This is a genomic window from Pseudoalteromonas sp. SWXJZ10B (assembly GCF_015864475.1).
Classification (GTDB): Bacteria; Pseudomonadota; Gammaproteobacteria; order Enterobacterales; family Alteromonadaceae; genus Pseudoalteromonas; species Pseudoalteromonas arctica.
This window is the reverse complement of record NZ_JADYXD010000002.1, coordinates 268257-280471: the sequence shown is the minus strand read 5'-3', so window position 1 is coordinate 280471 and position 12215 is coordinate 268257. Positions and strand designations below refer to the sequence as shown.

The 12215-nt window shown below is 39.5% G+C and carries 8 protein-coding genes; 1 reads left to right on the top strand and 7 read right to left on the bottom strand.

All coding sequences use genetic code 11. From position 1 onward, the window contains the following. Positions 1 to 95: 95 nt before the first annotated feature. The 7 genes from I6F54_RS03110 to I6F54_RS03080 form a co-directional block, all read right to left on the bottom strand. Entirely contained in the window at positions 96 to 2435 is a 2340-nt protein-coding gene (locus I6F54_RS03110; RefSeq protein WP_197139641.1) for an alkaline phosphatase D family protein, read from the bottom strand. Positions 2436 to 2502: 67 nt separating this feature from the next. Further along, positions 2503 to 3531: a UDP-glucose 4-epimerase GalE gene (galE, locus tag I6F54_RS03105; protein WP_165740990.1), complete on the bottom strand. Its 1029-nt coding sequence runs from the start codon at positions 3529 to 3531 to the stop codon at positions 2503 to 2505. Between the two features lie 10 nt (positions 3532 to 3541). Then, complete coding sequence (gene galK / locus I6F54_RS03100; RefSeq protein WP_165727477.1) at positions 3542 to 4696, bottom strand: galactokinase; 1155 nt, start codon at positions 4694 to 4696, stop codon at positions 3542 to 3544. Then, complete coding sequence (locus I6F54_RS03095) at positions 4693 to 5748, bottom strand: UDP-glucose--hexose-1-phosphate uridylyltransferase (RefSeq protein ID WP_165740989.1); 1056 nt, start codon at positions 5746 to 5748, stop codon at positions 4693 to 4695. The genes galK and I6F54_RS03095 overlap by 4 nt, the downstream gene beginning before the upstream one ends. A gap of 12 nt (positions 5749 to 5760) precedes the next feature. Further along, the gene (locus I6F54_RS03090) at positions 5761 to 6843 is read right to left on the bottom strand and encodes a glycoside hydrolase family 117 protein (RefSeq protein ID WP_165727475.1); all 1083 of its coding nucleotides are present in this window, start codon (positions 6841 to 6843) and stop codon (positions 5761 to 5763) included. Positions 6844 to 6852: 9 nt separating this feature from the next. After that, positions 6853 to 7791, bottom strand: coding sequence for a sugar kinase (locus tag I6F54_RS03085; protein WP_197139639.1), 939 nt, complete (start codon positions 7789 to 7791; stop codon positions 6853 to 6855). Then, positions 7788 to 9383, bottom strand: coding sequence for an MFS transporter (locus I6F54_RS03080; RefSeq protein ID WP_165727473.1), 1596 nt, complete (start codon positions 9381 to 9383; stop codon positions 7788 to 7790). The genes I6F54_RS03085 and I6F54_RS03080 overlap by 4 nt, the downstream gene beginning before the upstream one ends. A gap of 326 nt (positions 9384 to 9709) precedes the next feature. Between I6F54_RS03080 and I6F54_RS03075 the strand changes: the two genes are divergently transcribed. Next, positions 9710 to 12049 carry an agarase gene (locus tag I6F54_RS03075; RefSeq protein WP_197139637.1) on the top strand — a complete coding sequence of 780 codons (2340 nt, stop codon included), beginning with the start codon at positions 9710 to 9712 and terminating at the stop codon, positions 12047 to 12049. Positions 12050 to 12215 lie beyond the last annotated feature (166 nt).

Below are 12215 nucleotides of genomic sequence, written 5' to 3'. Positions count from 1 at the left end.
AAAACCAACTTAATGCGTAAGCATTAAATTGCTCTTAAGTAACAGTGTTAAAGTAAATATTTACACAGAGTTTATCGTCAATAGTTCTAGCCTAATCAAAATTCTTTTATATACGGCCAACCAGTAAACTGCTTTTCTGTTGATGGATCTGTATTCCACTCCCAGCACTCTAATTGATAATATTTTTTTGCATGGTTTATTTTAATAATTCCATAACCTTCACTTTTTAAGTTTCTGTCAGCTAAAAACTTACCCCACGTTGTATTTTGTTTAGCAAAAAGTTTATGCGTAACTTTTGGGTTAGCTGCCGCTAGAACTCGCATTTTATTGCCAAACGTGTCGGTAAAATCACCGGTGTTTTTGTCGTTGTTTCGCTGATTTGGTAAAGGTGCGTAGGGTTCAAACCATCGCTGCCAAAATGCTGCGCTAGCTGGGCCTGCAAAAAACAAGCTGCCATCATCAAAGGTATTTATTCCTTGGTAGGCAAGCAACCCGAGGTGTTGATCTCCCGCAATTACTAATGCGTTAGCGTCACTTACTAGTTTTACTGCGCGTGTACGCCCATCAGCCGGGTAGCCATTTGCATCGTAATCTATTAATGCTTTGCCATTTTCATCGGTTTGAGGCGACCCCCACATGGAAGCTGTAATACATATTTTAGGTTTACCCGGGTGCATAGTTTGCCAGTCTTTTAAAAAGGCTTCTTGGCGTTTACCTAATAACTCACCCGTTGTGGCAAGCTTATTAGCTTTGTAGTCAGGTGGCGTTTTAAATTTACGATCCTCAACCATCGCAAAGCTAATTCCGCCATATTCAAAAGCGGCGTAGGCTACAGGAATATCATATTTAATAGGCGTAGGGTCGTAAGGGTCTGGATTATGCCCATTTTGCATACGGTAGATCATTCTAACAAGGTCTTTGTCCCACTTATAACCGCCGTCTTCCTCTTTTAGCATATCGGAGTGATCGCCACCATCGCCCCACAAGTTACCTTGCAGCACATCATGGTCATCAACTAAAACAAGTGTAGGCTTATCTTTTATACTATCGGCAAACGCCCAGTACCATAAGTACCATTTATATAAGGTATCTAGTTTGGCATCTTTGGTGTGGCGACCATAGCGAGTCGGGTATGTTTCGTAGTACTGATCGCCACAAAAGACATACATATCAGGGTTATGGTAATTAGCATTTTCTACAAGTTCAGTGTGAGGAAATAAAATATTGTCTTTGGTGTAACGTCCTAAATCGCGCTCGCTACTAATAAGGCGTGTGTAATGTGTGTTGTCTAAGCTTTTAGAAGTAGGAATAATACAAGAGTACAATGCAATCGTGAATTCTTTAGTATTTTGTGGGTCCTTAGCAATAGTGCCAAAGTATAAAGTGTCTTCAGGCTTTTGTGGGTTAACAATTCTGTATTGAGCTTGTTTTAAATAGTTCCAATTACTTAACCTAAACCTTGCTACAAACCCATCTTCAATTTTTGCTGTGCCTGCATGCTGCCAATCCAATTGGTTTTCAAACTTATATTGCAGCTCTACGCGTGAAAATTCTTTAATATTAATAGGCATTAACTGACAAGATAACTTGAGGACCTGTTTATTAACGCTATACATACACCCCATAACCGGGCCTAAGGTATTGGCATTATTTAGAGTTATTTTACCGCCACCGGTTTCAATATCACTAAACCCCCAACGTGCGCCTGCTACAAAAGGCTCTGAGGAGCTTAATAACGAAATCCCCCCTTGCAGTTGATCTGCGGGTACTTTGTGAAGTACTGCAAATCCTAACTCCTGGGCTGTATTTGTGTTACTTGCCACAAGACGAATATCAAAATGGTGTGCATCTATTGGGTCTAAATGGCAATCGAGTGTTATTTTATCGCCGCTTTTATATTGTTGTATATTAAATGGAGCACGATTAATAATAGTAAAATCAAGCGCTTTGCTTTCATCATCAAACTGTCTAAATGATAATTTACCTAAACTGTCAAAGGCGGCAATTATTCCGCCATTTTCGCCACCAGCTCGCTGTGCTAAAGCAGCACCTTTAGCTGATAGCTCACCTTTGCCAATTCCTAATAAAAATCCACAAAAGCCCTCTTCATTCGGTGTTAAATTGCGTACGGTGGCTTTTATACGCCCACTTTGTAATGAGCCATTAAGTTGCCTGGTGAGTAACGATACAGTACGCGCTTCAAAATCTTTTCCTTCTCGGGTACATAAAAGCTCATTACCTATACGCTGCCAATCTTGTAGTCTGTTGCCCCAAAAATGCTTACCAAGCCACACCTGCTTACTAAAATTCGTATTATCTAATGGCGCAGTTGAGGTTAAGTCACCTCGGTATGATGCAAATAATCCGCTGCAACCACTTAACAGGCTTGAACTTAGTAGACCAGCGCTGAGTTTTAAAAAACTTCTCCGTTTCATTTTAATCACCTTTATTATTGTGTGTGGATTAGGGCGCCTTGTGTAGACAGTGCTTTACATAAGGAAGTTATACATTTGGATAGCCATTAGGGTTATTACTTTGCCAGCGCCATGTGTCTTTCATCATGTCTGCGAGGGTATATTGACATTGCCAGCCTAAAACAGACTGGGCTTTAGATGAATCGGCCCAAAAGGCAGCTAAGTCGCCATCTCGGCGCTTTACAATGTCAAAGTTAATATCAACTCCGGTATACTCAATAAATGCTTTTACTATGCCAAGCACAGAATAAGGAGTACCAGTGCCTAGGTTAAATGCTTCATATAGACTGTGGTGTTGCTCGCCAAGCCATTTAAGGGCTTTAATATGACCATTGGCTAAATCACTAACGTGTATATAGTCACGCTCACATGTACCGTCTTCAGTAGGGTAATCGCCTCCAAAAATAGCTAATTTGTCACGTTTACCTACAGCAACTTGAGCAATAAAGGGCATTAAATTGTTAGGAATACCTAATGGGTCTTCTCCTATTTGGCCGCTAATATCTGCGCCAATAGGATTAAAGTAGCGCAGGCTGGCTACTTGCAAACCGGTATTTGAGGCGACTATTTCTTGTAGTATTTGCTCAATCATTACCTTTGTTTGCCCATACGGGCTTGCTGCACGCCCTAGAGGTAAACTTTCGGTATAAGGCACCGATGCGCCTTGTCCATAAACTGTAGCTGATGAGCTAAACACGAGTTTATCAACATTATATTTAAGCATGCATTGGCATAAATTTAAGGTAGACACCAAGTTGGTATAATAATACTCAAGTGGTTTTTCTATGGATTCGCCTACCGCTTTTAAACCTGCAAAGTGAATAACCGAATCAAATTTATGCTCGCTAAACGTGGCAGACAACTTATCGTTATCAAGTAAACTGGCGTGAATAAATTCAACTTTTCGCTTTGATAACGCTTCTACGCGAGTTAGCGATTCACGACTCGAGTTACTTAAATCGTCTATTACTACTACGTCAAAACCATCTTTTAATAAGCTTAAAACAGTGTGGCTGCCAATATATCCCGCGCCTCCTGTTACCAGTACTTTTTTCATTAGATTGTCCTTATGCTCTTATAAGTGATACACCAGCTGAAGGTACGCTTGTGTAAATCGTTTCTTTTAATCCTGTTTGTTGCTCGTACTGCGTTTCAATAGCACTAATTACATTCTCTACCAAAAAATTAGGAACAAACGCCACTACACAACCACCAAAGCCACCGCCCGTCATTCTTACGCCGCCGTGTTCATTAATTACTTTTGCGATAATATTCACAAGAGTGTCGATTTGGGAGGTGGTTATTTCGAACAAATCACGCATAGAGGCATGGCTTTGTGCCATTAGTGTACTTAGTTTGGTTATATCGTTATTACTAAAGGCTTGCATGGCTTCTAATGTGCGCGCATTTTCATACACAATGTGCTCTACACGCTTGGCTACTTCAACGCTTAATGTATGTTTTTTTGCCTCAAACTCATCAATACTTACATCGCGCAAGCTCGGTTTAGACAAAGCTTCTGCCCCTGCATAACATTGCTCTCGGCGTAAGTTATATTCGCTATCAAGCAAGCCTCGTTTAACGTTTGAGTTAACCATTAAAATAGTCATCTTTGGGTCAATGCTCACTTCAATTAAATCAAGTGAGCGGCAATCTATACCCAATGCTTGTCCTTGCTGACCACACGCCGATATAAGCTGATCCATAATTCCACAGTTGCAGCCCACAAAATTGTTTTCAGCGGCTTGTGCAATTTGAGCTATGTCTTTTCGCTCAATAAACAATTCACATAAATGATTAAATGCATAAGCAATACCTACCTCAAGTGCAGCCGATGAACTAAGACCAGCTCCTTGCGGGACATTACCTGTGATGCATATATCGCAGCCACTGAGTTTATGATTTCGTTTTTGCAGTTCATCAACTACGCCGCGAACATAATTACTCCACGTTTGCGTACTGTGGCTATTAAGCGGTTTATTTACTAAAAAGTTGTCGGTTTGGTTATCGCAATCAAGTGCAAGTACATTTACTACATCGTCAGTTCGAGGGGACACCGCAATGTAAGTAGCGTATTCAATGGCACAAGGCAGTACAAAACCATCATTGTAATCGGTGTGCTCACCAATTAAATTAACACGCCCTGGGGCTTTGACAACAAAGTCGGCATCGCGTCCAAAGTGGTTTGAAAAAGCTAACCGTGCGCTTTGTTCAACATTCATTTAGTGTTCTCTTTATAATGCGTTAGTGATTGTTTCTTCAAAATAGTGGCAGCTTGCTCGGGTGTAATATCACGCTGTGCTTCGGCCATCATCTCGTAACCAACCATAAATTTTTTAACACTGGCTGATCGTAGTAATGGCGGTAAAAACTGCGCATGTAATTGCCAAAATAAGTGGCTTTGACCATCATAAGGCGCGCCATGCCAGCCCATAGAGTACGGAAATGAACATTGAAATAAGTTATCGTAACGAGTTGTTATATTTTTAATAATTTCAGCTAGACTACTTTGTTGAGCGTCTGTCAGCTGTATCATTTGAGTAATCGCAAACCGAGGCAATAGCAGTGTTTCAAATGGCCATGCAGCCCAATAAGGCACAACCACCAGCCAATCATCGTTTACACAAACCACGCGTTCTTGCTTTTCAATTTCACGTTTTGCGTAATCAAGCAGTAAATTACTTTTATACTTTTCGTAATATCGTTTGAGGTTTTCGTGTTTACGCGCAACCAAACTAGGTAATTTATTTTGTGCCCAAATTTGACCATGTGGATGTGGGTTAGAGCACCCCATTACAGCGCCTTTATTTTCAAATACCTGAACCCATTTGTAAGTTTTTGATAACTCTATGCATTGCTCTTGCCATGTGCTTACTACATTTGTAACTTGCGAAACACTAAGCTCTGGTAGTGTTTTTGCATGATTAGGCGAAAAACAAATAACACGCGCAGTGCCACGCTCTGTATGCATACTAAATAGGGGATCGGTTTGCTCCACATCAGGCACACCTTCACGCAAGGCGGCAAAGTCATTAGTAAACACAAAGGTGTTTTTGTAATCTGGATTTACTTCACCGTTAATACGCGTATTGCCTTTACATAAAAAGCAGCTTTCGTCGTATTCTGGTTTAACCTCAATATCTACACTTTCTTCTTGACCTTGCCATGGGCGTTTAGCCCGGTGTGGCGACACCAACACATATTCATTTAATAATGGGTTTAAACGCCGGTGTGGATGCTCTGTCGGGTCAAATTGATTTTGTTGCTCACTCATTCTTTACTTTCCCTAGTTACTGTTTTGAAAGGTACCGGCGTCGAGCACTTGCTTACGAGGAGTAAACCGACAAATATAGTTCCAGTTCCAACTGGCATCGTATTTATGGCACAATCCCCAGCTAATTCCAGGTGCTGGATTTTGCTCAAACCCTTGTGCAGGCCTATATAAACCAATTGCTTCTGGACCGCCTTTTATATGCGCCATAATTTCAAAATTAATACCGTCCTGAGCAAATTGAATGGTGTTTTTTTCAGGGCCATCGGTTGTTAGCAAACTAGCAATACCCCCTTTATAATTCCAAACAACGACCTCATGACCGCTATTTGAAATAGGGTTATAAGGCGATTTAACATAAGGACCTAATACATCATCAGCAATAGCAACACCGTGTTTTATTTCACGACCACCAAAGTTCATTCCTTCACCTTGGGTTTCGCCTTTGTAGTACAAGTAAAATTTATTATTAAAAAATACTAAACATGGGTCGTGTACTTTATGACTATCAAAACTACCTTTAGCTGTTACTGCAAAACGACTGTCTTCATCACCAAGCCATTTACCATCTTTGCTTGGGCTTACAATCGGTTTTGGTGATTTTATCCACGGCCCAAATGCAGATTCAGAGTGAGCTATTGCAATATGTTCGTACTGACGATTTGTATAAGGTGTTTGTACTGTTTGATAAACCAAATAATAATGACCTTGGTGTTCAAACACTTCAGGCGTAAAAATTGCTCTGTCGTCGTAATCACCTGGTTTACCTGGGCTTACAGCTAAGCCTTGTTCTTGCCATGTAATACTGTCTTTTGAGGTGGCATGCCAAACTTGCGTTAAATCCCATGGAAATACTTTGTCATTCGGATTAGTAGAGTTAAAACCAACCGTTTCCCCCTCACCTTTGGTGTACCAACAATGGTAAACACCATCAATGTATAAAACAGATGAAGGATCGCGACGTATAACCCCTTCTTCATAGGCAAAATCACCCAGCAACGGTTCTATATCAAATTCTGTAAGCCACTGCGGGCCATATTTATCGTAGCCACGCTCTATTGCACGCTTACTTGCTAAACTTAATTTTTTATCAGACATGTTAATTCCTTACTTACCTAGGCTTATATTTAGCGACTGGTATACGTCAAGAGGTAAAATAGCGCCTTGATGCTGCACAACTTGTGAGGCAACACTGTCAGCCATTTCTAATGCATTTTGAGGGTTTTGTGCGCACATTCTGGCGGCTAAGTAGGTTCCGGCAAATGAGTCACCTGCCGCTGTACTATCAACTTGCTTTGCAGCGGGTGTAAACGGACATGACGCTTTAAGGTCATCTTTGCAATAAACCTGCATCCCGGCACTACCAGCTTTAATAACAATTTCGTCGATATCAAATTGTGTACAGTACTGAACAATCTCTGCAATGCTTGAATGACCGAATAACACACGGTGATCATCAAGACCTGGTAAAACTACATTACTAAGCGCATAAGCACGCTCTAGCCATTCAATAGCGTGGCTTTTTGATTGCCACATACGCGCGCGATAATTAGGGTCGAACGCAATTGTGCAGCCTTGTTTTTTAAGATCAGCTAATAATGTGAGTAAACCTTGTTTAGATTCATCATCTAAAATACCTAAACTAATGCCACTGAAAAACACCCAGTCTGATTCTTTCAAACCTAAATTAAATGGCTTTTGAGTATATAAACTCATCATATGCTTCGCTGCTGATTGATTACGCCAATAATCAAAGCTTCGCTCACCATCAGCATCCGTTGAAATAGCGTAAATACCCACGTTATAGTCTGCTGTTGTAATCACGTTTTGCGTGCTAATACCTTCTTGTTGCCAACATTTGAGCATATTGGCACTCAGTACGTCGCTACCTACAGCTGTAAATAGCGCGCAATTTAGTGTGTTAGCAAAACGCTTTGCATACACAAGAGCATTGTAAGTATCGCCCGCAAATGACTGCTTGCATTCGCTAATACCTGTTGGTACTAGCTCAACCATACATTCGCCAATAGCAAGTAAAGTACTCACACACCCTCCTGTACTTTTTTAGTGTGTAGGCCTTCTAGGTAGACTTCAATTTCTTCTATCGATTTATTTTTAGTCTCTGGCATAAACTTAAATAACAATGCAAAGCCGGCTACACCCGATACGGTATAAAGTAAAAAGATGTTTGCAGCGCCTAAATTACTTAGCTGCCATGGGAAAAACTGCTGAACAAAATAGCTAATTACACTGGCAATAAATGCAAAGGTAGGAATGGCCACACCTCGAATACGAGTCGGGAATATTTCAGAAAATATCACCCACATAATTGGCCCAATCGAAAAGTGAAAGGCTGCAATAAAGCCCGCTATACCAAATGATATAAGTGGCGCGTTTATAGTTGCTGCGCGTGAAATTAAATCGCTTTCAAATAATTGCTGTTGCGAAGCTGTAAGTACGCTCGCTAAAGCCTGCTTAAATTCAATATCACTGTGATACACGGTACCAATTATGTGCTCCAGTCCTGTAATAGAGTTTAACGCTGAAAACGAGGTTATATCTTCAGCCGACAAACTATATTCTGCCTGGCTAAAGCCTAAATAACACATAAACAAACTAATTGTTGCAGCTGCTAATCCCCAAATAACAAGGGGTCTGCGCCCTAACTTATCTATCAAAGCAATAGCTACCACAGTAAATACAATACTGACTAAACCAATTAAAACAGCGTTAAAAAAAGCAGCATCAGTGCCGACTCCCAGTTGTTCAAACACCGTTGGAGCATAAAACATTATGGCGTTAATCCCCGTCACTTGCTGCACAATAGCAATAGTAAAAGCAATAATGACAGCTGTGCGAACACGACTTTCGAGTAGTTGTTTAAATGAAGAAAAATACCCACCTGTTTCGCTGTAATCAACCAAGCTCTCTTTAATACTCTTAAGTTGCTCTTGGGCCAATTCAGTATTTTTATTTAAACGATGCAAGATAGTTATAGCGCGTGTTTCGTTGCCTTTCATAACTAACCAACGCGGGCTTTGGGGAATAGTAAATAATAATAAAAACCATAAAATAGCAGGAATAATCTCAACGCCTAGCATCCAGCGCCATAAATTATCTTGTACATTCCACTGTGTTACCCACTCAAAATTACTGTGAGCTAAATCAACAAGTAAGTAGTTAGCAAAATACGCTGCGGATAATCCGACAACAATATTTATTTGAATCATAGACACTAATTTACCACGGTACTTAGACGGTGCAACTTCACCTATATACATAGCAGCGACCGATAAAGACGTGAATGCTAATCCACCTATAAAACGAGCAGTAACTAATAGCTCGTAACTTGGCGCGAAAACCGATGCAATTGCCGACAGTATGTATATAAACGCAATGCCTATTAAGGTATTTTTTCGGCCAAACATATTGCATATGTAACCGGTAATGACTAAAGCAAATAGCACACCAAAACCAGGCGCACTTACTACAGTGCCTATTTGGATGTCAGATAAATTAAATTCTGCAGATACAAAACGAACCGTACCTGAGATAAGAGCAGCGTCTAATCCAAAAATAAAGCCACCAAAGGCGACGATAAATGCAAAGAAAAACACATTACGTTTGCTACCATTCATACTTCTATCCAACTTTGTTGTTATCATTGTGTGTTGCTTTATATAGAGAATAAAGCGAGTGCTAGTGTCAAAACCCAACATTGTTAACAATTAACCATGAGTAATAACTTCGAGACTATTTCAAAATTAACGCACTTGCAACATCTATTTTAAGAAATCATGCTTTAACTTAAACTCTTTTACAATTAACATTAAAAATTAGTTAAACAAAATCAAAAGTTTATTATAAATAACACATAAAAACAAAAATTGCATATTGTCAACAATATTCAATTTGGTTTTTTTGTTGTATGGTATGTTAAATTGTAATTAAAGGTTGAACAGCAATGAAATATAAAAAGAACATACTACTCACATCGCTCTTACTTGCGCTAAGTGCCTGTAACCAACAAGAAATCAAGGTTGAAAAACCAACCAATGAGCCTACAGAGGTTAATTCAGCAGATACATTAATGTATTTATTTGCTGATGCTGCACACACACAGCTAACCCCAGTTCAATACAAAAGTAATGCAGCCACTGTAAAGGCAGAAAACTCTGTATTAGATGTGACATTTCAATCTAAGAAAAATTCGTACGCTAGTATTGTTTTTTCACCGGAAAAACCTTGGGATTGGAGTGAATTTAGTGATTTTAATCTTGCCTTTGAATTGGCAAACCCAGGAACACACTCTGTACAAATCTATTTAGATATCTCCGATATTGACGGTGCTAACTATACGCGTAGCGTTAATGTACCGGTAGGTGGATACAACACGTATTACGCAAAGCTTGATGGGCATGACCTTGCAACCCCTGATGGCGAGGAAAATGTAGAACTAAACTTTACCTCAGGACTTCGTTCAAACCCCGATACGTGGGAGTCTGATGAGGTACAGTTTATTTCTATGTGGGGTAAAAAAAATCTTAATTTAAAAGGTATAAATAAAATATCCATTAGCGTGCAAAGCAATCTGCACGACAAAGAGCTGGCAATAAAATCTATTTCACTTCGTAAAAACCCTCAATTTAATACTGCTTTTTTAACCAAAATTGTTGATGAATTTGGCCAAAATGCCAAACAAGAATTTTCAGGGAAGGTACATTCAGAAGCCGAGCTATTGAGCGACAAAAAACAAGAAGCAGCACAGTTACTTTCTAAACGCCCTACTAATCGCTCACGCTTTGGTGGCTGGGCAGAAGGTCCAAAATTAGAAGCTACTGGTTATTTTAGAACGGCTAAATATAATGATAAATGGTCATTAGTCGACCCTGATGGCTATTTATACCTTGCAACTGGAATTGATATTATTCGTCTTGCAAACTCAACAACACTAACTGGTTACGATTTTGATCAAGCGTTGTTGGCTAAACCAGCTAATGCAGGTGTAACACCTGAGGATTCAAAAGGGTTAAACCAAGTAAATAAAGAAGCGCTTAAAAGCCGCTTTGTAGCGTCACAAGTGCGTAAAAATTTATTTGAATGGCTACCTGATTATAATGAGCCTCTAGGTAAACATTTTGGCTATCGTAAAAGTGCGCATTCGGGTCCGTTAGAACACGGCGAAACATATAGCTTTTACGCAGCTAATTTAGAACGTAAATATGGTCAAAATAATGCAGATTACATGCAAAAATGGCGAGAAGTGACTCTTGATAGAATGATCACATGGGGCTTTAGCTCACTGGGTAATTGGACTGATCCGAGTTATTACGATAATCAAAAAGTGCCCTACTTTGCCAATGGTTGGATTATAGGTGATTTTAAAACCGTATCAAGCGGAAGCGATTTTTGGGGAGCCATGCCGGATGTATTCGACCCTGAATTTACAGTGCGTGCTAACGAAACCGTTAGTGTTGTTGCAAAAGAAGTTAAAAATTCGCCTTGGGCAGTAGGCGTATTTATTGATAACGAAAAAAGCTTTGGCCGCCCTGATTCCGTTAAAAGCCATTATGGTATTGTTATTAATACCTTAGGCCGTGATGCTAAAACAGTGCCTACTAAAGCTGAATTTTCTCGCTTAATGAAAGAAAAATATACTGATGTCGCTAAACTTAATAAGGTATGGCACTTAAACTTAGCCTCATGGGTTGAGTTTGACAAAGGTGTAACGGTTGATATAAAAAATGAAGAACAACTGAGTGATTTTGCTATTTTACTTACAGCCTATGCCGACAAGTATTTTAGTGTTGTAGATGCTGCTATGGATAAATACCTGCCAAATCATATGTATTTAGGTGCACGTTTTCCGGATTGGGGCATGCCAATCGAAGTGGTTAAAGCATCTGCTAAGTATGTAGATGTAATAAGCTTTAATGCATACAAAGAAGGCTTAAGAGAAGATAAATGGGCATTTTTATCACAATTTGATAAACCAGCAATTATTGGCGAATTTCATATTGGCGCATCTGACTCGGGTTTGTTTCACCCTGGGTTAATACATGCAGCTAACCAGCAAGACAGAGCAAAAATGTATACAGATTACATGAACTCAGTCATCGACAACCCTTACTTTATTGGCGCACATTGGTTTCAATATATCGACTCGCCAATTACTGGTAGAGCCTACGATGGCGAAAACTATAATGTTGGCTTTATTAGCGTTACAGATCGCCCCTATACTGAAATGGTTGAAGCAGCTAAAGCAATGAATGAGTCTATGTATGAACGACGTTTTAAAAAATAATCGTAAATACAGCCATTAATTGTACATTTATTGGTCTATTGTAATGTGTTGACAATAGACCATTCCACTTTTTTTATATACACTGAGATAAGTACATGATCTTGACTAAATTAACAAAGCTTATTAATTAATGTTAGGGTCAGATAAAGTTAATCAAATTTAGGAA